This window comes from Devosia sp. BK, assembly GCF_032907385.1.
In the GTDB taxonomy this organism is placed as follows: domain Bacteria; phylum Pseudomonadota; class Alphaproteobacteria; order Rhizobiales; family Devosiaceae; genus Devosia.
The window spans coordinates 1,828,297-1,853,598 of the sequence record NZ_JAIMBX010000001.1 but is presented as its reverse complement, the minus strand read 5'-3'; the positions used below and the strand labels follow the sequence as shown (position 1 = coordinate 1,853,598).

Annotated in this window: 19 protein-coding genes and 1 pseudogene; 7 read left to right on the top strand and 13 right to left on the bottom strand. The window is 60.6% G+C overall.

The window, feature by feature from the left end; all coding sequences use genetic code 11:
• Positions 1-104: 104 nt before the first annotated feature.
• From DevBK_RS09040 to DevBK_RS09005, 8 genes are all read right to left on the bottom strand, one after another.
• Positions 105-1,046 (bottom strand): hypothetical protein, encoded by a 942-nt coding sequence (locus DevBK_RS09040; protein WP_317185183.1) that lies wholly within the window; start codon positions 1,044-1,046, stop codon positions 105-107.
• A gap of 236 nt (positions 1,047-1,282) precedes the next feature.
• Positions 1,283-2,197: an ABC transporter ATP-binding protein gene (locus tag DevBK_RS09035; RefSeq protein ID WP_317185182.1), complete on the bottom strand. Its 915-nt coding sequence runs from the start codon at positions 2,195-2,197 to the stop codon at positions 1,283-1,285.
• A complete protein-coding gene (locus DevBK_RS09030; RefSeq protein WP_317185181.1) occupies positions 2,194-3,234 on the bottom strand; it encodes an ABC transporter ATP-binding protein in 1,041 nt (346 codons plus the stop codon). The genes DevBK_RS09035 and DevBK_RS09030 overlap by 4 nt, the downstream gene beginning before the upstream one ends.
• Before the next feature lie 2 nt (positions 3,235-3,236).
• On the bottom strand, positions 3,237-4,094 hold the full coding sequence (locus DevBK_RS09025; protein WP_061908053.1) for an ABC transporter permease: 858 nt from the start codon (positions 4,092-4,094) through the stop codon (positions 3,237-3,239).
• A 4-nt stretch (positions 4,095-4,098) separates the two neighbouring features.
• Positions 4,099-5,103, bottom strand: a complete 1,005-nt coding sequence (locus DevBK_RS09020) for an ABC transporter permease (RefSeq protein WP_061908054.1) — start codon at positions 5,101-5,103, stop codon at positions 4,099-4,101.
• Positions 5,104-5,371: 268 nt separating this feature from the next.
• A complete protein-coding gene (locus tag DevBK_RS09015; RefSeq protein WP_410494065.1) occupies positions 5,372-7,255 on the bottom strand; it encodes an ABC transporter substrate-binding protein in 1,884 nt (627 codons plus the stop codon).
• Between the two features lie 359 nt (positions 7,256-7,614).
• Positions 7,615-9,126 carry an alpha-N-arabinofuranosidase gene (locus DevBK_RS09010; RefSeq protein ID WP_317185179.1) on the bottom strand — a complete coding sequence of 504 codons (1,512 nt, stop codon included), beginning with the start codon at positions 9,124-9,126 and terminating at the stop codon, positions 7,615-7,617.
• Between the two features lie 267 nt (positions 9,127-9,393).
• On the bottom strand, positions 9,394-10,323 hold the full coding sequence (locus DevBK_RS09005; RefSeq protein WP_062630890.1) for an ArsR/SmtB family transcription factor: 930 nt from the start codon (positions 10,321-10,323) through the stop codon (positions 9,394-9,396).
• Positions 10,324-10,530: 207 nt separating this feature from the next.
• Here DevBK_RS09005 and DevBK_RS09000 point away from each other — a divergent pair, with 207 nt between their 5' ends.
• Positions 10,531-11,523, top strand: a complete 993-nt coding sequence (locus tag DevBK_RS09000) for an MDR family oxidoreductase (protein ID WP_062630891.1) — start codon at positions 10,531-10,533, stop codon at positions 11,521-11,523.
• Between the two features lie 3 nt (positions 11,524-11,526).
• Here DevBK_RS09000 and cobA read toward each other — a convergent pair.
• The 5 genes and pseudogenes from cobA to DevBK_RS08975 all read right to left on the bottom strand — a co-directional run.
• Positions 11,527-12,297 (bottom strand): annotated as a pseudogene (cobA, locus tag DevBK_RS08995) (uroporphyrinogen-III C-methyltransferase); the annotation flags it as partial.
• An 81-nt stretch (positions 12,298-12,378) separates the two neighbouring features.
• Positions 12,379-12,714 carry a nitrite reductase small subunit NirD gene (gene nirD / locus DevBK_RS08990; RefSeq protein WP_156352160.1) on the bottom strand — a complete coding sequence of 112 codons (336 nt, stop codon included), beginning with the start codon at positions 12,712-12,714 and terminating at the stop codon, positions 12,379-12,381.
• Positions 12,715-12,719: 5 nt separating this feature from the next.
• Complete coding sequence (gene nirB, locus DevBK_RS08985) at positions 12,720-15,209, bottom strand: nitrite reductase large subunit NirB (RefSeq protein ID WP_317185178.1); 2,490 nt, start codon at positions 15,207-15,209, stop codon at positions 12,720-12,722.
• 557 nt (positions 15,210-15,766) lie between these two features.
• Complete coding sequence (locus DevBK_RS08980; RefSeq protein ID WP_317185177.1) at positions 15,767-16,933, bottom strand: CmpA/NrtA family ABC transporter substrate-binding protein; 1,167 nt, start codon at positions 16,931-16,933, stop codon at positions 15,767-15,769.
• Between the two features lie 6 nt (positions 16,934-16,939).
• The gene (locus DevBK_RS08975; protein ID WP_061907240.1) at positions 16,940-17,530 is read right to left on the bottom strand and encodes an ANTAR domain-containing response regulator; all 591 of its coding nucleotides are present in this window, start codon (positions 17,528-17,530) and stop codon (positions 16,940-16,942) included.
• Positions 17,531-17,674: 144 nt separating this feature from the next.
• On the opposite strand from DevBK_RS08975, the gene DevBK_RS08970 reads away from it, so the two are divergent.
• The 6 genes from DevBK_RS08970 to DevBK_RS08945 all read left to right on the top strand — a co-directional run bounded on the left by DevBK_RS08970 (position 17,675) and on the right by DevBK_RS08945 (position 25,199).
• Entirely contained in the window at positions 17,675-18,661 is a 987-nt protein-coding gene (locus DevBK_RS08970) for a LacI family DNA-binding transcriptional regulator (protein WP_062630894.1), read from the top strand.
• Between the two features lie 95 nt (positions 18,662-18,756).
• Positions 18,757-20,037: an ABC transporter substrate-binding protein gene (locus tag DevBK_RS08965; protein WP_317185176.1), complete on the top strand. Its 1,281-nt coding sequence runs from the start codon at positions 18,757-18,759 to the stop codon at positions 20,035-20,037.
• 223 nt (positions 20,038-20,260) lie between these two features.
• On the top strand, positions 20,261-21,106 hold the full coding sequence (locus DevBK_RS08960; RefSeq protein ID WP_061907298.1) for a carbohydrate ABC transporter permease: 846 nt from the start codon (positions 20,261-20,263) through the stop codon (positions 21,104-21,106).
• On the top strand, positions 21,103-21,915 hold the full coding sequence (locus DevBK_RS08955) for a carbohydrate ABC transporter permease (protein WP_061907238.1): 813 nt from the start codon (positions 21,103-21,105) through the stop codon (positions 21,913-21,915). Before DevBK_RS08960 ends, DevBK_RS08955 begins: the two co-directional genes overlap by 4 nt.
• A gap of 9 nt (positions 21,916-21,924) precedes the next feature.
• Entirely contained in the window at positions 21,925-24,126 is a 2,202-nt protein-coding gene (locus tag DevBK_RS08950; RefSeq protein WP_317185175.1) for a glycoside hydrolase family 2 protein, read from the top strand.
• Positions 24,127-24,137: 11 nt separating this feature from the next.
• On the top strand, positions 24,138-25,199 hold the full coding sequence (locus DevBK_RS08945; RefSeq protein WP_061907236.1) for an ABC transporter ATP-binding protein: 1,062 nt from the start codon (positions 24,138-24,140) through the stop codon (positions 25,197-25,199).
• Positions 25,200-25,302 lie beyond the last annotated feature (103 nt).

Genomic DNA, 25,302 nt, shown 5'->3' with positions numbered 1-25,302 from the left:
TCCCGCGAAAGCGGGAATCTCTACTGCGGAGTTTTGGATTCCCGCTTTCGCGAGAACGACCCAGGTGTCTTTGCACTTTAAGGCGCGGGAAAGAGAACTGGCACCTACCTTAGCAGTGCCGCATCCGCCGGAATATTCCGCTCCAGTACCAGCACACCATCCTCCACCGTCAATCGCGCATGGTGAATGACCGTCGCCCGCTCCGCCGCATTCCGCGGCCCTTCGGTTTGGCTATGCTCGTCCCAATCGGGATGGGTAAAGTAATACAGCGCTGCATGATCGGCAAAGGCCACCACATCGGCGTGCCGCACGAAGCGAATGTCGCCTTTGTCCGTGCCAGCCTCACCGCCGATCACCCCCTGCCGCACCCAGTTTTTCGCGTCCGTCGAGCGATAGACTCCTTGCCCATGCCACTCGTCGACGATCATCCAGATGAATCCGCCAAGCGCAAAGACATTGGGCCCCTCATGCGGCGCCGCGCTCGGCGAACCGGGGATCACCTCGCCCTCGACCGTCCAGTCGAACAGGTCCGGGCTCGTCGCGCACCACGTCGCCGAGCCATGGTCCTCGTCCTTGTACCAAAGCCGCCAAAGCCCATCGGGGCAGTGATAAACTGCCGCATCGATCACCCGATCGCTCGACAGCTTTAGCGGCCCCACCCGCCGCCAATTTTCCAGATCATCGCTGACAAAATGCGTAATCGTCCGCGGCACCTGCCAATGCGACGGCGCTCCGGTAATATAGGTCAGATACATGTGATATTGCCCCGCGGCAAAAATCACCTCCGGCGCCCAATGCGTATTGAGCCCATCGTCCCCCGGCGCATCGAGCCCCTTCACTGTCCCCCGATAGTCCCAACTCGCCCCATCATCGGTCGAAACCGCCACCCCGATCGGCGACCCATGGATCCAGGTATGTCCCTCGCCCCCCGCCGCCGCGCGCCGATTGGTGTAAAACATCCACCACTCATCGGTCCCCTCTTTGCGAACCACCACCGGATCCGCCGCCCCATCCTGAACCGGATCCCGAAATATCGGCGCACTCATAGTTTTGGGTCCTTAGGTTTGGAGATGTAGTGGAGCCCCCACCTCTCCCTTGCGGGAGAGGTCGACGGCGTAGCCGGCGGGTGAGGGGGGCCTTTGGCACGGTCGAGAGCAAAGGAAAGATCTCCACCTAACCTCCCCCTGAAGGGGGAGCAATCTGCCGGTGGCCCGCAGCCGCAAGGGCAAACTCGATGCGTCCCTCCTCCTTACCAGGGGGAGGCTAGGTGGGGGTTCCTCCCCTACCCATAAACCCGAACTTCCCGTCCATCCGGCCGCATCACCAGCTTCCCGGCCTCGCCGACCAATCCATTGGCCGCCTGCACCATGCCCGGATCGGTCGCGAGCTTCCCAGCCCCCGCATCATCCGTCGACAGCACCGAGGCCTTCAGCAACTTCGAATAAGGATGCTGCGGATTATCGAGCACCGTCCGCGCATCGCCCATTTCGACGATCCGCCCGCGCTGCATGATGATCAGACGGTTGGAAATGTAATAGGCCGTCGCAAGGTCATGCGTGATGTAGATCACCGACACCTTCAGATCATCGCGCAGGCTCTTGAGCAGGTTGACGATGCTCATCCGCAGCGACGCATCGACCATCGAGACAGGCTCGTCAGTGATCAGCAGCGGCGGATTGGGGATCAGCGCCCGCGCAATGGCGCAGCGCTGCAATTGCCCGCCGCTCATTTCATGCGGAAACCGCCCGCGCACTTCCTTGAGGCTCAAGCCCACCTTCTGCAGCGCCTCGTCCATCGCCCGGTCGATCGCCGCCCGGTCCTTGGTATGGAGAAACTGCCGCGCGGTGGATTCGAGATACCGCTCGATCTTCTTGAGCGGATTGAACGCTTCAAAGGGGTTCTGAAACACCGGCTGCACCTTGGACATGAACGCCAGGCGCTCGGCCTTGCTCGCATGCCGGCTCACCTTCTGCCCCTGGAAGAGGATTTCCCCCTCGCTGGGATCTTCGAGCCCCAAAACCATGCGGGCCAGCGTCGTCTTACCCGAGCCGGATTCCCCGATAATCGTAAAAATCTCGGGCTTTTCCGCCGAAAGCGAAAAGCTCGCATCCATCACCGCATTAACGGTCTTGCGCCCGAAAATCCCGCCCATGGTGAAGCTCTTGGAGACATTGCGCACATCGAGAAGCGTCGTCATGCCATAACTCCTGCCGGATGCGCCGAACCAACCAGCGGCTTGACGTCCTGCCAGCGCCAGCATGCCGTGCGATGATCGACATCTACCGTTTCAAGCGGCGGCACTTCCTGCCGGCATTTGTCCACGGCCAGCGGACAGCGCGGATGGAAGCGGCAACCCTGCGGTGGATCGGCCAGATTCGGCGGCCGCCCTTCGAGTGCCGGTCGCTGCTGCATATCCCCGATCCGCGGCAGGCTCGCCACCAGATGCGCCGTATAGGGGTGCTTGGGCGTAAAAAACATCTGCCGCGTCGGGCCTTCCTCGACGAGGCGCCCGGCATAGATGATGCCCACGCGATCGGCGATATTGGCGTGCACGCTCATGTCATGGGTCACGAAGACGACGGATGAATCCATCTCCTTCTGGATATCACGAATGAGGCTCAGCACTTCTTTCTGCACAACGACGTCGAGCGCTGTCGTCGGCTCGTCGGCAATGATGAATTCGGGGTGGCAGACCGTCGCGAGCCCAATGGTCACGCGCTGCCGCATGCCGCCCGAAAGCTCGTGCGGATAGGCTTTCAACACTTCCGGCGGTAGCTTGAGCCGCGCCAGATGCGACACCACCCGCGCTTCGAATGCCGCGCCGGTCAGCCCCAACGGCCGCTGCGCAAAATCCTTGAACGTCCGCCCGATCCGGCGCACCGGATTGAGCACGCTCATCGAGCCCTGCATGATGTAGGAGAGGTGCTTCCAGCGCACATCCTCGACCTGCGCCTTGCTCGCTGTCGTCACCTCGATGGGGCCGTTCTTGAACTCGTATTTGACCGTGCCTTCAACTACCTTGAGGGGCGGACGAATGGCGGCGGCAAGCACCTTGATGAAGCTGGTCTTGCCCGAAGAGCTTTCCCCGGCAATGCCGTAGACCTCCCCGCGCTTGATGTTCATCGAGATCCCATCCACGGCGCGCACTTCGCGTTCCACGCCGTAGTAGTTCATCTGGTAATAGGCCTTGAGCCCTTCGACTTTCAGAAGATCGGGTTTGCTGTCGCGGGTCATAGTCAGGCCCCCATGCGGCGCAGGCGGCTGCGCGGGTCGATATATTCGTTCATGCTCACGGCGAGGAGGAACAGGCCAAGGAAGGTCATGACGATCAGGATCACCGGAATGACGATCCACCACCATGTCCCCACCACCATCGCCGAGTGGCTATTGGCCCAATAGAGCACCGTGCCGATCGTCGGATTGTTGATATTGGTGAAGCCGAGAACGGCGAGGGTCACCTCCATGCCGATCGACCAGAGCATGTTGTTCATGAAGGTCGAAAAGACGATGGGCATCACATAGGGCAGGTGCTCTTCGAGCAGCACTTTTCGCGTCGACATGCCGGCAAAGACGGCATGTCGCGTGAATTCGCGATGTTTCAGGCCCAGCGCCACCGAGCGGATCAGGCGCGCGTCGAACGGCCAGCCGAAACAGGCGAGGATCAGCGCCATGGTGAAGCTGTCCATGTTGTTGCGCAGGACAAAGTAGAACAGCACGAGGATCGGGAAGATCGGCACGGCAACGAAGATGTCGTTGATGAACATCAACACGCGATCGACCCAGCCGCCGAGATAGCCCGCAGCGAGCCCAACCGAAATCGAGATGATGCGCGACAGCACGGCGACGGTAATGCCAAAGCCAAGGCTGTTCCGGAACGCAGCCGAAAGGTGCCAGAACAGATCCTGGCCGCGCGAATTGGTCCCAAACCAATATTGCGCCGAAGGCGGCTGGTCGGGGATCGCCATATAGATCAGGGTCGGATCGACCGGCGAAAAGAACGAGAGTGCCGCAAAGATCACCATGATGCCGACGAGAACGAGGCCGATGGCGAATTCGAGATTGTAGCGGATAAGGTCGCGGAAAACGGCGAACATGGCCTTACTCCGTACGCACGCGTGGATCGAGCAGCGGATGCAGCAAGTCCACGATGAAGATGGCAAAGGCGACGGCGGTGATCGACACCGTGCACACGGCAAGCACGGTCGAATAATCGCCCGCATTCACCGCATCGACGAGCAGTGATCCCATGCCGGGATAGTTGAACACCTGCTCGGTGATGATCGTGCCGGAGAATACCCCGCCGATCACCATGGCGAGCGCCGTCACCTGCGGCACCAGCGCATTGCGCATCACATAGCCGCTGACGATCGTCTCGCGCTTGACGCCGGCAAGCTCGGCATAGGTCACATAGTCTTCCGTCACGATATTGGAGACCAGCGCGCGCATGCCGATGAACCAGCCACCGAGGCCCACGAGCACCAGCGAAAAGGCCGGGAGCAGCGAGTGCTGCAGCACCGAGAGAATGAACGGCATGGTCCAGCTCGGCCGCACGTCCATGCTGAACCCGCCCGAAATCGGCAGCACAGGCCAGAGGAAACCGAAGATGACCAGAATGATGAAGGCGACTATGTAGTAGGGGATCGGCTGGAGGCCCATGGTCACGATGCCAAAGGCCTTGAAGAACCGGTTGTTCTGAAAATAGCCGGCGAGCCCGCCCATCAGATTGCCGACGATAAAGGTGATGACTGTCGAGGTGAGCAGGAGGCCCAGAGTCCAGGGCATGCCGCGCATCACCAATTCCATGGCCGGCGTCGGAAACGCCATCAGCGAAGCGCCGAGATCGCCTTGGATCAGCCGGGTCCAGAAATTCCAATATTGCACATGCATCGGCTGCCCGGTGCCGAACATCGCCGTCAGCGCCTCGCGCGTCGAGGCAATGGCTTCAGGTGAAAGGTTCGACCGCGCCGAAAGCCGGCCCAGGACCTGTTCCACCGGATCGATGGGGGAGAGATAAGTGACCAGAAACATGGCCGATATGCCAAAGAAGATCACTGCAAACATCAGCAGCGCCCGCTTCCCGACAAACAACAAATAACCGTGCATACGGTCTCCTCAACTTCGAACCGTGCCGCAGGCAAATTTGCTCCAGTGGAGCGAATTTAGGTGAGAAGGCCATGAGAGCTGCGCTCGAATGGCATGCACCGAAGCCTGGTCTATATCTCTACACCCGACAGCTGGCGCTCGATCCCAATGGAATGGGCGTGGGGCTCTTCCGACGCGCGAGCTGCGAGCAAAAATCCACGGGATGCGCAGTGGCCCGCGCATCCCGGGGGCAGCCCAGCCTGAAAGACCGGGCCACCAGGGAGGACTGTTACGCCGCGCCGTCGACCGGAGTGATCTGGGTGAAGATGTAGCGGCCGTTCGACCAGTTGGTCACCGGGTTGGCATAGTTGTTTTCCGCGTTCGGCCAGCCGGTCCAGAACCGGTTCGACTGAATGGAGAACACGTTGTAGGCCATGATCGGGATATTCGGCATTTCTTCGAGGTGGAGCTTGACGAAGTCGTGGCCGAGTTCGGTGCCCTTGGGGTCGTTGAAGTCGGTACCGCGGATCTCTTCGATGATCGCGTCGAGACGCGGATCCTTCCAGCGCATCCAGTTGCGGTCAGGCTGAGAGGCGCCCGGCTCGGCGACATAGGCCGAGTGGTAGCTGTCGAGGAAGAACGAGAGGTCGGGGTGACCGCCCCAGGTTTCCACGGCCCAGGCAATGTTGACTTCGAAATTGCCGACGCGCTGGCGGCCCCATGGATCGGCGTCGACTTCGGCAGTGGCGCCGATGCCGTTCTGGGCCCAGGTCTGGGCGATGATCACGCCGAGACGGTTGACCACGCCTTCCTGCGGCACCATCACCGAGAAGGTGAAGGGCTGGCCGTCGGGCATCATCCACTGATTGCCGTTCTTGGTGAAACCGGCATCGGTGAGGAGGGCTTCAGCGGTGGGAATGTCCTGCTTCCACCAGCCATAGCCGAAGGCGTTGCGCACGGCTTCTTCTTCGCTCGGCACCGCGTCGCCAAACTGGCCGCGAACCATATCGGCGATCTGCATGCCGATGTTCGGGTCGTATGGCTTCACCTTGTTGCCGCCGGCTTCCACTTCGTAATTGATGAGGAAATCCTGCAGCGGCGCATGGTAATCGCGCGGATGCGTACCGGTCGGTGGCACGGAGATGGCCGAGAGCGTTGCCGCGCCGCGATATGAGGCCATGGACATGGTGCGCGCATCGAGCATGAGCGCCAGAGCCCAGCGGACGCGCTTGTCCTGGAATTTTGGATTCTGATGGTTCGGGATCGCCATGACGAGCGTGGGATCGGGATGCGCATAGGGGAAGCCCGGGAACCAGCCCTGGATCTGCGGATCCTGCTGCACCACCGAGAAAGTGCCTTCCGGCGTCAGATCGTGCACCATGTCGAGATTGCCGTTGCGGATCTCGATCAGGCGATTGTCGGTCGAAATATTGTTCCGGTAGATGACATATTTCGGATGCGGTTCCGAAATCATGCCCATGGCCGTGCGCTGCCAGTCTTCGCGGCGCTGCCAGATATACCAGGTGCCGTTCGGGTCGAACGAGTGGAGCGTGTAGGGCCCGATGGAAACCGGCGGGTTCGCATCGTAGCTGAGGATGTCTTCGACGCCTTCATAGACATGCTTTGGCATGATCCAGGCGGCGGTCCAGCGCACGGCGAACAGGGTATGGAAGCGCGAGTTCGGTTTGTTGAGTTTGAAGTGGACGGTATATTTGTCCGGCGCCGTAACTTCGGCAACCTGAACCGAGAACGCACCATTGTACGGCGTGCCGGGTGTCGAAGCCTGCTTCTGGACGGTGAACACCACGTCATCAGCGGTGAATTCGACGTCGTCGCTCCAGAAGATGCCCTGCTTGAGCTTCACGGTCATTTCCGTGAAGTCTTCGTTATATTGCCAGAGGTCGTCGGCCAGCGAATTGTAGACGGCGTTCTCGCTGGCGCCTTCGAGGCCTGCATCTGGATCGATGAACCAGAGCGTGTCGGTCGTCAGCTGGTGCAGGCCGTTGGACGTGCCGTTGCCGGCGCCCACAGCCCACAGGTTGAACCAAGCCGGATTGCGAATGATGCCTTCCGGATTGTGGACGATCACCGTCTCGTTGCGTGGAAATTGGGCCAGGTCAGGCGCCGTGCCTTCGGCTTCCTGCGCGAAGGCCAGGCCCTTGCCTGCAACCATCAGCGCGCCGACTGCCGTCGTCCCGATAAGGAAACTACGTCTATCCATTCTGTATCCTCCCAAGAGCGGAAATGCCTCCGCACTTCCTTTGGCACCCTCCAGTGCCATCAAAAGTCATACTAACGAGGGCTTAATTCTTGTCAATCGCCGAAGTGATATAAATCGGGAAACATGATACAAAAAGCAAAGGGACACACCGTGGCCGATGTGTCCCCTGTTTCACCGTTGGGAGGCGGTGAATGTTACCGTAATGCTACCCAACCCGCATCTCAAAGACGCGTGTTGGACGCTTAACCTCTCCCTTTGGGGGAGAGGTCGGCGCAACGCGCCAGGTGAGGGGGCCTTTAAGGGGCCCGACCTTAAATCTTCACCCGCACCATCTGGTACGAATAAGGCGGCAGGGTCACTGTCAGCTTGCCATCGGCAATCTTGGCGCCTTCGCCCTTCTTTGGCTTGACTTCATCCTGCTTGCCGGCCGTGTTGACGGCCTTCAGATCCGGATGCGTCATCACCTGATGGTCGATCACCGAACCACCCGCAAAGCCCTGCAGGCTCACTTCGGTTTCGATGCTGTCCGTCGTGTGGCGATTGACGAGGAAGAGGCTCAGCGTGCCTTCTTCTTCATTGTGCACGCCGGAAACGTCGACAAATGCCGTGTCCTTGGCGTGGGTCGTTTCGTAGCCCGGCGAGGTCGTCAGCAGTTGCAGCGCGGTGCCGCGGCCGAAGACGGAAGCGAAGTAGTAGGGGTAGTAGATGGTCTGGGCCCAGGCTGGGCCACCCTTTTCGGTCATGATCGGCGCGATCACGTTCACGAGCTGGGCGATACAGGCGATCTTCACCACATCCGAGCGGCGGATGAAGGTGTTGAGGATCAGGCCGACCATCAGGACGTCTTCGAAATTGTAGATGTCTTCGAGCAAGCCCGGCGCGTGCGGCCAGCCGCTGTTGCCGTCGAGGATCTCGCGATCCTTCTTGTTCGAATGGTACCAGACGTTCCATTCGTCAAAGGAGATGTAGATGTCCTTCTTGCTCTTCTTCTTGGCCTTGACCTGCTTGATCGTCGAAGCGACGGTCTCGATATAGCGGTCGAGCTTTTCGCTCAGGCCCAGATAGTTAGGCGTGTTGTCATCGCGATTGGCGAAGTACATATGGAGCGAGATGTGGTCCACATGGTCATAGGTATGCTCGAGCACGATGCGTTCCCAGTCGGGGAAGCTCGGCATGTCCATATGCGAGGAACCGCAGACGATCAGTTCGAGGTCCTTGTCGAACATGCGCATGGCGCGGGCGGTGTTGGCAGCGAGCTTGCCATATTCGTCGGCATCCTTGTGGCCGACCTGCCAGGGGCCGTCCATCTCGTTGCCAAGGCACCACATCTTGACGTTCCACGGGTCCTTGCGGCCGTTCTTGATGCGGAGGTCCGACCAGTAGGTGCCGCCGGGATGGTTCACATATTCAAGGAAATTGCGGGCCTCATCGACGCCGCGCGAACCAAGGTTCACGGCCAGCATCATTTCGGTGCCGACAGTCGCGCACCAGTCGGCAAATTCGTGGACGCCCACGGCATTGCTTTCCGACGTGTGCCAGGCAAGGTCCAGGCGGGTCGGGCGCTCCTCACGCGGGCCGATGCCGTCTTCCCAATTATAGGCGGAAACGAAGTTACCCCCGGGATAGCGCACCACGGGTACATTGAGGTCCTTTACGAGCTTGGCGACGTCGCCACGCATCCCGTCTTTGTCGGCCGTCGGATGGTCAGGCTCATAAATGCCTTCATAGATTGCGCGGCCGAGGTGCTCCAAAAATGCCCCATAGACACGATCGTCAATTTTAGAGATCGTGTAGTCCTTATTCGCAACGACAGAAGCCTTCACCCCGTCCTCCCATTCAATCCGTTTTTCTGATTTGGATCAGTTAATCGGTTGTACAGGAGTTAAACGCCTCTGCGCAAGCGGTCCCGCGCACTTTTGTATGATTTTTGGAGAGGCGTAGTTTTGCACTAGACCGTGCGACCAGTTGAGTCAGAGCGAGGCGAAAATGGTGGTTTTCGAGAACCGGAGCGGAGCGTACATCCGTACGTGAGCACCGGAAGCGGAGAAAACCGGCATTTGCAGGCCGCTATGGCCGACTGGGCGTATGGTCTAGCGAGCCGTCTGCAACCGCATAATGATATCCTGGTCATAGTTCCCAAAACCGCGACCAAACACATTGATCCCGCCCGGATGCTTGGCATCGGGTTTCACCGCAATGCGCAAGCGGATCGAGTGGTGGTTCGCCAAATCCAGATCCACCAGCGACACCGGCGAAATCTTCACCCCGTCGACATAGGTGCCTTCATTGGTCACGCGCCAGCTCTTGAGCTTGCCATATTGGCTGCCCTTGAGCTTCCACCAGTCCGGTGTGTAGACGCCGCGCTTGTCGCCAAAGTCCCCCGGCGACGTCCAGGTACCGATCTCGGTCCCATTGACCGAAAGCGTGATATCGCTTGGCCAATCCGCCGACGTCCCTGGCACTTCCGAGCTTAATTCCAGCGCAAATTCAAGCACTTCAATCGTATTCTGTGCAAGCTTTGCATTGTTCGGAAACTGATATTCCAAAAAGCCCTGCGTGAACCAGATCAGCCCCGCCTTCATGCGCTCGGGATCAAGGAAAGTGTCCGGCACATCGAGGAGACCGATGATCCCTTCGGTCGAACAGAGCCCGCACGGCGCCGACACGTCAAAGCTCGTATAGAGCCCCAACGGCATCGCCACCTCGACTGCATTCGAGCGCAGCGGCGAGATGTCTTCCTTGAACATCACCAGCACTTCGTCGAACGTCGAGTGGCAAATCTTCTGGTTGCCCTTGCGCGCCTTCTGCGTCTCGGTCCGGATCAGACCGGCATTTTCCAGGATCTGCAGATTGGTGGAAACCGTCGATTGCGGCAGCGTCAGGCGCTCGGCAATGTCATTGCCATTCAGCGGCCCCTCGACATGGAGCAATTTCAAAATCCGCACCCGGATCGGAGACGCGAGACCCTTCAAGACCTCGATATCCTCCTCGGGATCGACGACCAGAAAATTGCGGCTCATGGGACAACGTCTTTCGGATGATAGAGAGCAAATGTCTATCCAAAAGTCTGAACCAATCAAGTCGCGCGCAACAAATTCGTCACAAAAGCCTGGATTTTCCAGTGTTCCCAAGCAAATCACATTCCCTGAATCAAATTACCCCTGTCCGCTTTTGACTTTCCCGCCCAAGACTCTACCTTTCACCCAATTCTTGGGAGGAGAAACGGCATGAGCTTCCGCGCCCTGGTGTCGCAAAGGGATGAAAACGGCACCGTCACCAATTCCGTCGAGACCTTGGAAGACGCCGCGCTCCCTGAAGGCAATGTCACCGTCGACATCGAATGGGCCGGCCTCAACTATAAGGATGGCCTCTGCCTGACAGGGCAGGGCGGTCTCGTCCGCACCTTCCCCCATATCGCTGGCATAGACTTCTCGGGCACCGTCGGCGACAGTTCCGACCCGCGCTATGCCCCTGGCGATGCTGTAGTTTTAACCGGCTGGCGCGTCGGCGAGACCCATTGGGGCGGCTATTCTACCCGCGCCCGCGTCAACGGCGATTGGCTCGTCCCGCTGCCCAAAGGCCTCACCACCCGCGATACCATGATCGTTGGCACCGCGGGCCTCACCGCCATGCTCGCCGTCGATCGCCTGGAATCCGAACGCCTCACCCCCGCGCAAGGCGATGTCCTCGTCACCGGCGCCTCCGGCGGCGTCGGCACCATCGCCATCGCGCTCCTCGCACGCCTGGGCTATTCCGTCACCGCGCTCACCGGCCGCCCAGAAAACAGCGACAGCCTCACCGCCCTCGGCGCCAAGTCCTTGCTTGGCCGCGATGATTTCCTCGCCGAACCCGACAAGCCGCTCGAACCCGCCCGCTGGGCCGGCGTCGTCGATTGTGTCGGCGGCAATATCCTGGGCAAAGGGCTCAAGCAGGTCAAATACGGCGGCTCCGTCGCCGCACTCGGCAACACCGCCGGCGTCGCTCTCAGCACCAATGTGCTGCCCTTCCTCCTCCGCGGCGTGAACCTTCTCGGCATCGACAGCGTCATGCAGCCCTATGAGCGCCGCATCGCGGCCTGGTCCCGCATCGCCGAACTCTTCGACGTTTCGGCCTATGCCGCCCTGGTCGAAGAGGTCGGCCTCGAAGACCTCCCCGCCGCGGCCACCCGCATTCTCAGTGGCCAGATCCGCGGCCGCGTCCTCGTCCGACCCGATCGCTAGCCCTCACCCCGCCCGGCGCCACTCGTCTTCGGCCGCCGCCACCATCATGCCAACCCCCAACGCGTCGCCCACAGCCACCAACGTCGGCGCATCGATATCCATCGTCTCCGCCGCCGCCACCAGTTCCGCCAGCGGCCCGCGCCAGATCGCCTCGTCGCCGCGCCCGAGATTGATCGCCACCGTCGCCGGCGTTGCCGCACTCATCCCAAAAGCCCCGAGCTTCTCGACGATTTTCGGCAGCATCCGCCGCGCCATATAAAACACCGTCGTCGTCCGACTATCCGCGAGGCCCTGCCAATCGAGCCCCTCCGGCAGATCGCCCTTGCGCGAGTGCCCCGTCACGAACCGCACCGATTGCGCGTGGTCCCGATGTGTCAGCGACACGCCGAGCCGGCTCGCCAGTGCCAGCCCCGCCGTAATCCCCGGCACCACCGCCACCGGTATGCCCTCGGCCTCGATGCTCGCAATCTCCTCGCCCGCGCGGCCAAAGATCATCGGGTCGCCCGATTTCAGCCGCACCACATGCTTGCCCTGTTTGGCCAGCGTCAACATCATGGCGTTGATATCTTCCTGCCGGCAGCTATCGCGCCCCGCACGCTTGCCCACCAGCATGCGCTTGGCCTCCCGCCGTGCCAGCTCCAGCACCTCGTCGGAAACGAGATCATCGAAGAGAATGACATCGGCTGATTGCAGCGCCTTCACAGCCTTCAGCGTAAGCAGCTCCGCATCCCCCGGCCCGGCACCAACCAGCGTCACGCGGCCCACAGCAGTCCCTGGCAAAATCGACATCATGACACCTTTGGAAAATGAATGAGTGAGGCGCCCGGGGGGAGACATCCGGGCGCCCGCTGCCGATCACTCGGCAGCGATTTGCATGAGTACGTCGGGCGCAATTGAAATCAGCCCGTTCTCGACCCGTACGGGAAACGTCCGGACCCGCCCCTCGTCGGCGCCCTGCGCCTCGCCGGTCGACAGGTCGAAAACCCAGTTGTGCAGCGGGCAGGTCACGTGCCGCCCATGCACAATGCCCTCGGCGAGCGGCCCGCCCTTGTGCGGGCAGCGATTTTCGATCGCGTAAATCTGGTCCTCTGCCGTCCGAAACACCGCGATCTTGCCGCCCGGCGTCGTCACGCAGCGTGCGCCCCGGCGCGGCACGGCAGCAACGGGTCCGAGTTCAATCCATTCGGTCATGGCCATTACTCCGCTGCCACTGGAAATCCGAATTCGGCCATGGCGGCGAATTCGTGGGCGTCCTTGCCGTTGACGCGCTCTTCCCAAGGGTCGACCTGGGCAAATTGCTGGGAATAGGCAAAGCGATCAAAGAGCTGCTTGCGCTTGGCGCCATCTTCGATGACCGCCGCCTTGATCGTGTCGATCCCGACGCGCTTGGCCCATTTGTAGATGCGTTCGAGATAATAGCCCTGCTCGCGATAGAGCTGGGTCAGTGCCGCGATGATTTCGAGCGCCTCGTCCTCGCTGTCGGCGTGGCCGAGCAGTTCCGTGCCCTTGATATCGAGCCCGGCGGCGCCGGCAAAATGGATGTCATATCCACTATCGATGCAGATCACGCCGATATCCTTGCAGGTCGCCTCGGCGCAATTGCGCGGGCAGCCGGACACCGCGAGCTTCAGCTTTGCCGGCGTCCACGCGCCCCAGAGATACTTTTCGAGCCGAATGCCGAAGCCAGTCGAATCCTGGGTCCCAAACCGGCACCAATCCGATCCGACACAGGTCTTTACCGTCCGCAGCCCCTTGGCATAGGCCGCGCCCGACATCATCCCGGCCGCATTGAGATCGGCCCAGACGCCGGGCAGGTCTTCCTTCCTGACGCCCAGCAGATCGATGCGCTGCCCACCCGTCACCTTGACGGCCGGGATGTTGAACTTGTCGGCGACATCGGCAATGGCGCGCAGTTCCTTGGGGTTGGTCATCCCGCCCCACATGCGCGGCACCACTGAATAGGTCCCGTCCTTCTGGATATTGGCGTGCACACGTTCGTTGATGAATCGGCTCTGCCCGTCATCCTCATATTCGCCCGGCCATTCGGCCACGAGATAGTAATTGAGCGCTGGCCGGCACTTGGCGCAGCCGCAGGAGGTCTTCCATTCGAGCTCCTGCATCACCTCGGGAATGGATTTGAGTCCCTTGGCGACGATCAATCGGCGCACCGCGCCATGATCATAGTCGGTGCAGGGACACATCGGCTTCACGGCGGCGGGGTTGTAAGCATCGCCCAGCGTAATCGCCATCAGCTTTTCAACGAGATGCGTGCACGATCCGCATGAGGCCGAAGCCTTGGTATGGGCGCGCACCCCATCGAGATCGGTCAGGCCCATCCCCGTGATCGCGCCAGTGATCTTGCCCTTGCAAACGCCATTGCAGCCGCAGATTTCAGCATCGTCCGGCAGCGCCGCCACGGCCGCCATCGGGTCGAGGGCCGCACCACCCTGATAGGCCTGTCCGAAGATCAGCGTATCGCGCAGCTCTGTCGTGTCCGTGCCCTTGCGCAGCATGTCGTAGAACCACGGCCCATCGCCGGTCTCGCCATAAAGCACCGCGCCAAGGATCTTGTTGTCCTTGAGCACCACGCGCTTATAGATGCCCGATGCCGCGTCGCGCAGCACGATCTCTTCCCGGTCCTCGGCATCGGCAAAGTCGCCGGCCGAATAAACGGAAACACCCGTCACCTTCAGTTGCGTCGCCGTCTGCACGGGGCGGAAAGCGGCGTCCTGCTTGGCCAGCGTCTTGGCCAAAACCTTAGCCTGGTCATAAAGCGGCGCCACGAGCCCATAGACCACCCGCTCATGCTCGACGCATTCCCCAAGCGCCAGAATGTCGGGGTCCGAGGTCACCATCTGGTCGTTGACGACAATGCCGCGCTCGACATGGAGGCCAGCATCGACGGCAAGGCGCGTTTCGGGCCGAATGCCGGCCGCCATCACCACGATATCGGCGCCATAGGTCGTGCCATCGTCGAGCGCCACAGCCTCTACGCAGTTCTCGCCAAGGATCGCCTTGGTCTGTGCCGTGCAATGCACCTTGATGCCGCGCTTTTCGAGATCCCGCTGCAACAGATACCCTGCTGCGGGATCGAGCTGCCGGTCCATCACATGGCCCATAATGTGCAGCACCACCACTTCCATGCCGCGCAACCGCAGCGCCGCCGCCGCTTCGAGCCCAAGCAAGCCGCCTCCAATGACGACTGCCTTCGGGTTGGGCCGCTGTGCCGCTTCCACCATGGCATTGACGTCATCAAGATCGCGAAACACCATCACGCCCGGTAGGTCCTTGCCGGGGAGCGGGATGATGAATGGCGCCGAGCCCGTCGCGATGATCAGCCTGTCATAAGGCGTCTCGCCCGCTTTGCTGATGACGACCTTGCGCTGGCGATCAATTCCCGTGATCGTTTCGCCAAATCGGGTCGAAACCCCATGCCGCTCATACCAGGTGGTGTCGTGGGTGATGATCTGCTCATATTCTTTTTCGCCGCCCAAAACCGGCGAGAGCATTAGCCGGTTATAATTGCCGCGCGGCTCCGAGCCGAACAGCGTCACCTCAAACCGGCCAGGTGTTTCTTCAAAAATATGCTCCAGCGCCCGGCCCGAGGCCATGCCGGCCCCGATCACCACCAGCTTCTCGGTGCGGGTCGCCTGCGCGGGCGCTGAAAATTCAGCCAATAGGTCCATCGGGTGGGGCTCCGTGTGTTCCAGCGAAAAACAAAAAGGCCGCCAACTGATGCGTCGCCGGAAAATCCGGTTCGCACCTGTTGGCAGCCTTGCCTTTGACGCCCAGCATTGGACATCGATCATCGAGAGCGTCTTGGGAGGAGCTCTTGCCCAAGACATTGCACGAACCATGCCAATCAAAGGGCAAGGCGGATCGTCAAGTGATCACAATGCTTTAAGCGTGTTCGATTGGAGGTCGCCGTGCTGGCCGATAAGGCCTAGTCGCTCACATCATCGCCAGCTTGATCATTTTGTGTGCATGAGATTGGCGTGATGAAATTTCAGACGTCCACCGAAGGCGCCGTTATCACCCCACCAACTGTCCTTCCCCCGGGCTTGACCCGAGGGCCATTGTGGAACCCACAAGCTTTGTCGAATGGGTAAGAGACCCTCGGGTCAAGCCCGAGGGAAGTCCGATAGTTAGGCGAGATATTTTCTGACAAAATTCCGGCAAACGCCGGGGCCATCTAGCCTCTTCTTATGATGGCAAACATCAAGCGGAGCTGGGAGAGCTAACCCTACCCAACCCGCGCCTCAAACACCCCACCATCGAAAAACCGGTTCGGACCCATGGCGACTCCATCGAGCGCATACCCTTCCGCCCGATCGCCCTCGCGCTTGTAATCTACCTCTGGCAGCGCGATCCCCATCGGCGCCAGCGCCGCCCGGTAGAGGTCCGGCCGAAAACTCTCCGCCGCCAAATGCGCGCTATCCGCGCTCACGGCAACCTCGCCCCAGCGCGCCATCTGCTCGAAATACCAAAGCGCCTGGCTCTTCCATGGGAAATTCGCGGCGCCATCGTGCGGAATATAAAAGTCCGGCAGCGTAAACACCGCGTCGCCCGCATCGATCTCCCCGGTCAGCGCCCGCGCCACAATATCTACCGGCAGATCGAGATAGGCCGGTCGCGCCATGATCTCCGCCGCTGCCAGCCGGTTTTCCCGCTGCTGGCACCATTCACCCGCCCGATAGATCGCGCGGATCAGCCCGGCCACCGTCTCGGGATTGCGCTCGGCCCAATCGGCGCGCATGCCCATGACCTTGTCCGGGCTCCATTCCCAGATCTTCGATTTCGTCGTGACGATATGTGCGCCGTGCTGCGCCACCCCAACACTGTTCCAGGGTTCGCCCACGCAATAGCCATCGAGCCCACCTGCGCCCAACGCCTCCGGCAAAAGGGGCGGTGGCAGCACGACGATCTCGACATGACGATCCGGCACGATGCCGCTCGCGGCCAGCCAGTAGCGCAGCTCATAATTGTGCGACGAGGTCTGGTGCACGACGCCAAAGCGCAGCTTTTTGCCGCCACTCGCGACCACTTTCGCCAAGGCGGTACCAGCGGGGCCCGCCTCGAGATCGGTAACCGCACCCTCGCGCTGCATCTGCTCCCAGAGCGCGGCGCTGACGGTGATCGCATTATTTCCCAAGCCCAGCACCACCGGCGCAATCATCTTGGTCGCAATCGGCGTCAGTCCAAGGCTTGCGGCAATCGGCATGGGCGCCAGCATCTGCGCCACATCGAAATGTCCAAGCGCCGAGCGGTCGCGGATATTCGCCCACGATGTCTCGCGCGTCAGTTGCAGCGCCAGGCCCTCGTTCTCGGCAAAGCCCAGTTCCTTGGCGAGCACCAGCAGCACGCTGTCGAGCAGCGGCAAAAATCCGGCATGGAGCAGGGTGGTCGACATGATCTTCTATGGCCCCAGGAGTTTTGCGGCGGTGATCAGGCTTTGGGCGATATCGATGATCCGCCGATTCTGGTTCATCGCTGTCTTGCGCAGGAGATTGTAGGCCTCTGGCTCGGAAAGCCCCCGCGTCTCGATCAGGATCGATTTTGCCTGATCGATGATTTTCCGCTCTTCAAGCGCCGATCGCGCTTCTTCCAGCTCCCGCGTCAGCCGGGCAAAGGCATTGAAGCGCGAGACCGCCATGTCGAGGATCGATTTGACGCGCTCTTTCTTGAGCCCATCCACCACATAGGCCGAAACCCCGGCCTCGACCGCTTTTTCGATCATTCCCACATCGGAGCGGTCGACGAACATGGCGATCGGCCGCTGCACCGCGCGCGATAACGAGAAAAAATGCTCGAGCGTATCGCGCTTGGGATTTTCGAGATCGATGACGATCACATCGGGCGCTACCCGCTCGATCGTCCGCGCCACTTCGTTGACGTCGTGGATCACCGCGACTTCCGTGTGCCCGGCCTCACGCAAACCTTCCTCGATGATCGAGGCGCGGATGCGATTCTCGTCAATGATCAGGATCGAAAGCTCGGTTCGGGCCATGTCTCACTGGTCCGTTTAAGTGTGGCAATATTCCTGTCATATTGGCGCGGCTCCGGCAAATCCATTTGCATGGCCTTTGGAAAAACCGCGCGACTTGATACGTGTTGTTGACCGCGCGCATGGCCTGACTATAGCTTCGCGCCCATGGTCACCCTCCGGGAAATCGCAGCCGCAGTGGGCGTTTCAAGCGCCACGGTTTCGCGCGTGCTCAACTACGATATGACGCTGTCGATTTCGACCCGTAAGCGCCAGGCGATCATCGAAACGGCCGAAGCGCTCAACTATTCGACCCCGCGCAATCGCAACCGCGCCAACCAGCAGCAGGGCCTGATCAAGGTTGCGCTGGTGCATTTTCTCGCTCCCGAGCGCGAACTGGTCGATCCCTACTATGTCGCCATGCGCCTCGGCATCGAGCGCCGCTGCGCCGCGCTCAAGATCGAAACGGTAAAAGTTTACCACACCGACGCGCGCCCCGATGCGAACCTCCTGCAGGACGCGTCCGGCACGATCGTCATCGGCCGTCACGACGAAGACGAGATCGATTGGCTCCGCCACCACTGCCGCCAGATCGTCTTTGCCGATCACGTCCCGCCCGATGACGACATCGATTCCGTGTCCGCCGATCTCTGGTCCGCCATGGAAAAGCTGCTCGCCGCGCTCTCTCAGCGCGGCTACCGGCGCATCGCCTATATCGGCTGGGGCGATCGCCGCGCCCAGGCCTTCGTTCACTGGATGACCGCCGCCGGCTGGTTCGATGACCGTCTCTTCCGCTCGGGCGACAATACGGAGGAGGGCGGCTATCGCCTGACGCGCGATCTCCTCGCCGATCGCCGCCCGTTCGATGCCATCGTTACCTTCAACGATTCAATGGCCATCGGTGCCTATCGCGCCATTCACGAGCGCGGCCTGACCATTCCCGGCGATATCGGGGTGGCGAGTTTCAATGACATTTCCGTCGCGCAGTTCCTCAATCCGCCGCTGACGACGGTTCATCTGCCTGCCGAAGAGATCGGCGAGGCGGCCATCGAGCTCTTGCTCGAGCGGGTCGGGGGGCGTGATCTTGCCAAGCAAATTACCTTGGCATCCAAGCTGGTTTGGCGCGCGAGCACCCGCCAACCCGTTGAAAAATAACGCAGTAAAAATTTACTGAAATTATTTGCGCGCTGGAATTTTAGCGGCTACAGTCTCCCTCAAGGTGGTGAGGACCACCTCTATGGGAGGAAACTATGACAGATATGTCCATGCGCTGGAAGCGCACCCTTTGTGTTGCCCTGGCTGGTATCAGCATCGTGACCGTCGCTGCGGCTTCTGCCTCTGCCGGCGAAATCTCGGTTTGGGTTTGGGATAAGGCCTTCAATGGCGACACCATGCGCGAAGCTGGTGAAATCTACACCAAGGCTCATCCGGAAACGACGTTCAACGTCGACGATACCGCGAGCCAGGACGACATCCGTGCCAAGCTGCAGACTCAGCTTCTCGCTGGCAGCACCGATGGTCTCCCCGATATCGTTCTGATCCAGGACGACATTGCCCAGAAGTACCTGCAGTCGTTCCCCGGCGCTTTCGAGCCGCTTTCGGATTCGATCGATATGTCGGTTTTCGCGCCCTATAAGGTTGCGGCCGCGACCCTCGATGGCAAGTCCTACTCGGTCCCGTTCGACTCCGGCGTGACCGGTCTCTTCTACCGCTCGGACTACCTCGAAGAAGCTGGCTTCAAGGCCGCTGATCTCGAAAACATCACCTGGGACCAGCTTGTCGAAATCGGCAAGACCGTCAAGGAAAAGACCGGCAAGCAGCTGCTCGACCTCGACATGAACGATACCGGCGTCATCCGCATGATGATGCAGTCGGCTGGCGAATGGTACTTCAACGAAGACGGCTCGCTCCACATCACGGACAATGCTGCGCTCAAGAAGTCGCTCGAAACCTATGCCAAGTTCTACCAGGCTGACCTCGTCAAGCCGGTTTCCGGCTGGGCCGAATATACCGGTGCCTTCACCGGTGGCGAAGTTGCCGTGGTTCCCGTCGGTGTCTGGATCACCGCGACGATCAAGGCCAATGCTGATCAGTCCGGCAAGTGGGCTGTTGCCCCGATCCCGCGCCTCGATCTCGAAGGTTCGGTCAATGCGTCCAACCAGGGCGGCTCGAGCTGGTTCCTCTTGTCCTCTTCGGACAACAAGGAAGAAGCTATCGACTTCTTCAAGACCGTCTGGGCCGGCGACCAGGATTTCTATCAGGACATCCTGATCAAGCGCGGCGCTGTCGGTTCGCTCCTCTCGGCGCGTGAAGGCGAAGCCTATAAGGCCTCCGACGATTTCTTCGGCGGTGCGCCCGTTTGGCAGAACTTCTCGACCTGGCTCGGTCAGATCCCGAGCGTCAGCTATGGCACCTTCACGGCCGAAGTTGACTCCGCTGTCGCGGCTCAGTTGCCCACGATCATCCAGGGCGGTGATATCGATGCGGCCCTCCAGGCCATCAACGATCAGGCCCAGCAGCAGATGCAGTAATCTGCACGGGGGCGGCAACGTCGCCCCCAATTCTGTCCTCCCAGGGGCTTCGCGAGTGATCGCGGGGCCCTCGGCTGTATCCTTTCATGGGCAGTCGGGCAGGGCGGTCTGATGTCTTCATCTCGTATCGAGGTGAGTGAAACAGCAATCCACCGACAAGGAGTCTGTCGTGGCGCAATCGGGTCTCGCGCGCAGTGAGCGGATAAATGGCTGGCTTTTCGTCATGCCGGCATTGGTCCTGCTTGGGCTGTTCATGATCTATCCCATCGTCTGGTCGCTCTGGATGAGCTTCCAGGTCGGCAAGGGGATGAATCTCAGCTTTGGCGGTCTCGCCAATATCCAGCGCCTGACAAAGGACCCGGTCTTTATCCGCGCCCTGATCAATACCTTCACGTTCTTCATCGTGCAGGTGCCGATCATGATCACGCTGGCGCTGCTTTTCGCCGTCGCGCTCAATGACTCGACTCTTCGCTTCCGCGGCCTGTTCCGCACCGCGATCTTCCTCCCCTGCGTCACCTCGCTGATTGCTTACTCCACCATCTTCAAGTCGATGTTCGCCGTCGATGGCGTCGTCAATCAGACGCTGATGGCGCTGCACATCATTGGCGGCCCCATCTCCTGGCTCGGCGACCCCTTCTGGGCCAAGGTCACCATCATCATGGCCATCACCTGGCGGTGGACCGGCTACAACATGATCTTCTATCTCGCAGCGCTCCAGAACATCGATCGCTCGATCTATGAAGCCGCGCGCATCGATGGCGTCCCCGCCTGGGCCCGCTTCCGCTACCTCACCATCCCGATGCTGAAGCCGGTGATCCTCTTCACCACCGTGGTCTCGACCATCGGTACGCTGCAGCTCTTCGATGAGGTCTTCAACCTCACTGGCGGCACCGGCGGCCCCTCGGATTCCACCGTCACCCTGTCGCTCTACATCTACAATCTGACCTTCAAGTTCATGCCCAGCTTCGGCTATTCGGCCACTGTCTCCTGGGTCATCGTGGTGTTGGTCGCCATTCTCAGCTTCCTGCAGTTCCTCGTGGCGCGTGATCGCAAGGTGAAGTCATCATGAACCCAGCAATTCTCCGTCGCGGCCTGGTCTATGCGCTCCTGAGCCTTGCTGCCTTCATTTCGGTCTTCCCGTTCTATTGGATGATCATCGGCGCCACCAATGCGTCCGCCGATATCATTCGCGGCAAGACGACGCCCGGCGGTGCCTTCCTCACCAATGCCGCCACCTTCTTTGCTCAGGTCGATGCCCCGCGCATCTTCATGAACTCGGCCATCATCGCCATTGTCGGCACGGTATTGACGCTGATCATTTCATCGCTGGCCGGTTATGGCTTCGAGATGTTCCGCTCGCGGGTGCGCGAAAAGGTCTTCGCGCTGCTGCTTTTGCTGCTCTCGATCCCCTTCGCCGCCATGATGGTCCCGCTCTTTGTCATGTTCTCCCAGGCAAAGCTCGTGAACACGTTTGCGGCGGCGATCCTGCCGACCGTGGCGTCGATCTTCATCATCTTTTACTTCCGCCAGGCCACCAAGGCGTTCCCGAGCGAGCTGCGTGACGCCGCCAAGATCGATGGCCTCAACGAGTGGCAGATCTTCTTTTATGTCTATATGCCGGTGATGCGCTCGACCTATGCGGCGGCCACCATCATCGTCTTCATGGCCAATTGGAATAACTACCTCTGGCCGCTGATCGTGCTGCAAACCGCAGATAACAAGACGATCACGCTGATCCTCTCGGCTCTCACTTCGGCCTATACCCCCGATTACGGCATGCTGCTGTTCGGGACCGTCTTGGCCACGCTTCCCACCCTGATCATTTTCTTTGTCCTCCAGCGCCGCTTCGTCGAAGGCATGCTGGGCGCCGTTAAGTAGAACCTGAATATGCGTCCTTTGATCGATTTTAATACCGGCTGGCTCTTTGAAGGCAGTCAAACCGTTCGCCTGCCACACAACGCGGTCGAGCTTCCCTATTCCTATTTCGACGAGAAGGCCTATCAGCGCGTCTTCACTTACGAAAAGCGCTTTACGGCCGATGCGGCCTGGCAGGGCAAGGACGTGTCCGTCGTCTTCGACGGCGCCATGGCCAATGCCCGCGTCCTTCTCAATGGCGCCGAGATCGCAGCGCACAAGGATGGCTATACTCCCTTCGAAGGCCGCCTGACCGGCAAGCTCAACGATGGCGAAAACGTCCTCACCGTCATCATCGACGGCAGCGAGAACCCCGAGATCCCACCATTCGGCGGCCAGATCGATTACCTGACCTATGCCGGCCTCTACCGCGAAGCCTGGCTGCGCGTCACGGCGCCGGTTTTCGTCGGCAATGCCAAGATCGAAACGCCAAACGTGCTCGCCGAGAAGAAGTCGGTTCGCGCCCGCGTCGAGCTGGCCAATCCCCAGCATCATGCGCTTTCGGGCACGCTTGTCGCAGCGATCAAGGACGCCTCGGGCAATACCATTGCCACGACCGATGCCGCCATCACCGGCGACACGGTCGAAGTTGCCTTCAACGACCTCTCGGGCATTACGCTGTGGGATCTCAAGACCCCCACCCTTTATAGCCTCGAAATCACCCTCGACACCGCGGCTGGCCAGGATGTGGCAAATATCCGCTTCGGTTTCCGTAGCGCCGAATTCACCACCGACGGCTTCAAGCTCAACGGCAAGCTGCTCAAACTGCGTGGCCTCAACCGCCACCAGTCCTTCCCCTATATCGGCTACGCCATGGGCAAGTCGGCACAGGTCAAGGATGCCGAAATCCTCAAGCACGAGCTCAAGCTCAACATGGTTCGCACTTCGCACTATCCGCAGAGCCACTACTTCCTCGACGCTTGTGACGAACTCGGTCTCCTCGTCTTTGAAGAAATCCCCGGCTGGCAGCATATCGGCCCCGCCGCGTGGAAGGACGAGTCGGTCGAAAACGTCCGCCGCATGATCACGCGCGATTGGAACCACCCATCGATTGTCATCTGGGGCGTTCGCATCAATGAATCGCAGGACGATCACGATTTCTACGTTCGCACCAACAAACTGGCGCGCGAACTCGATCCGACCCGCCAGACCGGCGGCGTCCGCTACATCACCGATAGCGAGCTGCTCGAAGACGTTTACACCATGAACGACTTCATCCTCGGCAACGAGGAATGGGGTGGTAACCGTCCGCGCACCCCGCTGCGTCCGCAGCAGGAAGTCACCGGCCTTGATCGCGTCGTGCCTTACATGATCACCGAATATGGTGGTCACATGTATCCGACCAAGTCCTACGATCAGGAGCAGCGCCAGGCCGAGCATGTGCGCCGGCACCTCGAAGTCATGAATGCCGCCTATGGCGATCCGCAGATCGCGGGCTGCATCGGCTGGTGCGCGTTCGACTACAATACGCACAAAGACTTTGGCTCCGGCGACCGCCTCTGCCACCATGGCGTCATGGACATGTTCCGCGAGCCCAAGTTCGCCGCCTTCGCCTATGCCAGCCAATGCGAGCCGGAAGATGAGGTCATCTTGAAGCCCGTGACCTTCTGGGCCCGTGGCGAGCGCAATATCGGTGGCGTCCTGCCGCTGATGATCCTGACCAATTGCGACGAAGTCGAACTCGCTTACGGCAATAACGCGCCCAAGCGCCTTGGCCCTGATCGCGCGGCGTTCCCGCATCTTCCCCATGCGCCTGTCGTCATCAAACGCGAAGACCTCAGCGAAGAAGAGCTCGGTCTCTGGGGCATGTCCTGGGAAGACGCAACCATCACCGGCTATATCGACGGCAAGGCCGTCAAGACGGTCAAGTTCATCTCCGACCCGATCGCCCATGAGATTGAAGTTGCGCCCGATGCGACCGAAATCGGCGCCGAAGGCGACACCGTTCGCGTTCTCGTCCGTGCGCTCGATCAGTCGGGCAAGAAGCTCCCCTTCTTCCCCGAGCCTGTCTCGATCGAAGTGTCGGGCGCTGCCGAACGCATCGGACCGGGCCTCGTCCCGCTTCGCGCGGGTTCGGCCGGCTTCTGGCTCCGCTCGACCGGCAAGGGTCCGATCACCGTCACTGTCACCAATGAGCGGCTTGGCCGCACCATCGCAACGCTCACCGCTGTCTGAGGAGTGCTACCATGTCCGGGTTGAAACTTAGCAATGTCCGCAAGACCTTCGGCTCGGTCGAGGTCATCAAGGGTGTCGATCTCGACATCGAAGACAAGGAATTCGTCGTCTTTGTCGGCCCCTCGGGCTGCGGTAAGTCGACGCTCCTGCGCATGATCGCCGGCCTTGAACAGATCACCTCGGGTGATCTCTTCATCGGCGACAAGCGCATGAACGATGTCGATCCGTCCAATCGCGGCATCGCCATGGTGTTCCAGTCCTATGCGCTCTATCCGCATATGACGGTTCGCGAAAACATGGGCTTTGCCCTCAAATTCGCTGGCCGCTCCAAGGAAGAGATTGCCAAGCAGGTCGGGGAAGCCGCGCGTATCCTCGAACTCGGCGCCTTGCTCGACCGCTTCCCCAAGCAGCTCTCGGGCGGCCAGCGCCAGCGCGTCGCCATCGGTCGCGCCATCGTCCGTCACCCCGATGTGTTCCTCTTCGACGAACCGCTCTCCAACCTCGATGCCGAACTCCGCGTTCACATGCGCATCGAGATCGCGCGGCTCCACAAGGAACTGCAGACCACCATCATCTACGTGACCCACGATCAGGTCGAGGCCATGACCCTCGCCAACAAGATCGTCGTGCTGCGCGATGGCATCATCGAACAGGCCGGCTCGCCGCTCGATCTCTATGACAATCCGGACAACCTCTTTGTCGCCGGCTTCATCGGCTCGCCCAAGATGAACCTCCTTCCCGGCATCGCCGAAGCGGGCGGCATCCGCCTCACGGATTTCCCCGGTCAGATTCTGCCGTCGCCCGTCCCGGTTTCTCCGGGTGCCTCCGTCACCGTCGGCATCCGCCCCGAGCACTTCGATCCCGAAGGCAGCGCCGCGCTTCAAACCCGCGTCGAGATCATCGAGCACCTCGGCGGCGAGACCTATGCCTATGCACGCGGCGAGGGCAACACGCTCCTCACTATCGCGACCGGCAATGATCGTCACCTCAAGACGGGCGAAACCTACAATGCCCATTTTGACCCGAAGAACCTTCTCGTCTTCGGCCAGGACGGCAAGCGCATCCGCGCATAGTTTACGCAAGGTGCCGGCCGGAAACCGCCGGCACCGCAATAATCCGCTAAATCCTCGTCGATGATAACGGAATGCTACCCAAATCATGACCAGTTCACCCAAT

Excerpts from the sequence above, each read along its gene's own strand:
- DevBK_RS08960 (WP_061907298.1), top strand. The coding sequence starts at position 20,261 with ATGCCGGCATTGGTCCTGCTTGGGCTGTTCATGATCTATCCCATCGTC.
- DevBK_RS09025 (WP_061908053.1), bottom strand. The coding sequence starts at position 4,094 with ATGTTCGCCGTTTTCCGCGACCTTATCCGCTACAATCTCGAATTCGCC.
- DevBK_RS09020 (WP_061908054.1), bottom strand. The coding sequence starts at position 5,103 with ATGCACGGTTATTTGTTGTTTGTCGGGAAGCGGGCGCTGCTGATGTTT.
- DevBK_RS09000 (WP_062630891.1), top strand. The coding sequence starts at position 10,531 with ATGAGCTTCCGCGCCCTGGTGTCGCAAAGGGATGAAAACGGCACCGTC.
- DevBK_RS09005 (WP_062630890.1), bottom strand. The coding sequence starts at position 10,323 with ATGAGCCGCAATTTTCTGGTCGTCGATCCCGAGGAGGATATCGAGGTC.
- nirB (WP_317185178.1), bottom strand. The coding sequence starts at position 15,209 with ATGGACCTATTGGCTGAATTTTCAGCGCCCGCGCAGGCGACCCGCACC.
- DevBK_RS08980 (WP_317185177.1), bottom strand. The coding sequence starts at position 16,933 with ATGTCGACCACCCTGCTCCATGCCGGATTTTTGCCGCTGCTCGACAGC.
- DevBK_RS08970 (WP_062630894.1), top strand. The coding sequence starts at position 17,675 with ATGGTCACCCTCCGGGAAATCGCAGCCGCAGTGGGCGTTTCAAGCGCC.
- nirD (WP_156352160.1), bottom strand. The coding sequence starts at position 12,714 with ATGACCGAATGGATTGAACTCGGACCCGTTGCTGCCGTGCCGCGCCGG.
- DevBK_RS08955 (WP_061907238.1), top strand. The coding sequence starts at position 21,103 with ATGAACCCAGCAATTCTCCGTCGCGGCCTGGTCTATGCGCTCCTGAGC.
- DevBK_RS08950 (WP_317185175.1), top strand. The coding sequence starts at position 21,925 with ATGCGTCCTTTGATCGATTTTAATACCGGCTGGCTCTTTGAAGGCAGT.
- DevBK_RS08965 (WP_317185176.1), top strand. The coding sequence starts at position 18,757 with ATGACAGATATGTCCATGCGCTGGAAGCGCACCCTTTGTGTTGCCCTG.
- DevBK_RS09035 (WP_317185182.1), bottom strand. The coding sequence starts at position 2,197 with ATGACGACGCTTCTCGATGTGCGCAATGTCTCCAAGAGCTTCACCATG.
- DevBK_RS08975 (WP_061907240.1), bottom strand. The coding sequence starts at position 17,530 with ATGGCCCGAACCGAGCTTTCGATCCTGATCATTGACGAGAATCGCATC.
- DevBK_RS09040 (WP_317185183.1), bottom strand. The coding sequence starts at position 1,046 with ATGAGTGCGCCGATATTTCGGGATCCGGTTCAGGATGGGGCGGCGGAT.
- DevBK_RS08945 (WP_061907236.1), top strand. The coding sequence starts at position 24,138 with ATGTCCGGGTTGAAACTTAGCAATGTCCGCAAGACCTTCGGCTCGGTC.
- DevBK_RS09030 (WP_317185181.1), bottom strand. The coding sequence starts at position 3,234 with ATGACCCGCGACAGCAAACCCGATCTTCTGAAAGTCGAAGGGCTCAAG.
- DevBK_RS09015 (WP_410494065.1), bottom strand. The coding sequence starts at position 7,255 with ATGGTTGCAGGCAAGGGCCTGGCCTTCGCGCAGGAAGCCGAAGGCACG.